The following is a 224-nucleotide window of genomic DNA, read 5'->3' as shown; positions in this document are numbered from 1 at the left end:
CGAACATCCACAGCCAGGCGAGGGTGCTGAGCACCGTGGGCACGATGAACGGTAAGAGGATGGCGGCGCGGGTAAACCGAGATAAGCGAAAGCGTCGATTTAAAATGAGGGCCAGCCACATCCCCAACACGGTTTTAAACAGGGTCGCCATGGTGGTGAAAAATAACGTATTCCAGGCCGTCTGCCAAAAGATCGCGCTCTCTAAGCTTTTGATATAGTTTTTC

General features: G+C 52.2%; 1 pseudogene. It reads right to left on the bottom strand.

What is annotated here, in order from left to right:
* Positions 1-224, bottom strand: a pseudogene (locus tag MFF64_RS37520) (sugar ABC transporter permease); the annotation flags it as partial.

Origin of the sequence: Methylobacterium frigidaeris (genome assembly GCF_022179185.1) — a bacterium.
In the GTDB taxonomy this organism is placed as follows: Bacteria; Pseudomonadota; Alphaproteobacteria; order Rhizobiales; family Beijerinckiaceae; genus Methylobacterium; species Methylobacterium frigidaeris.
This window is presented reverse-complemented; position numbering and strand designations above follow the sequence as displayed.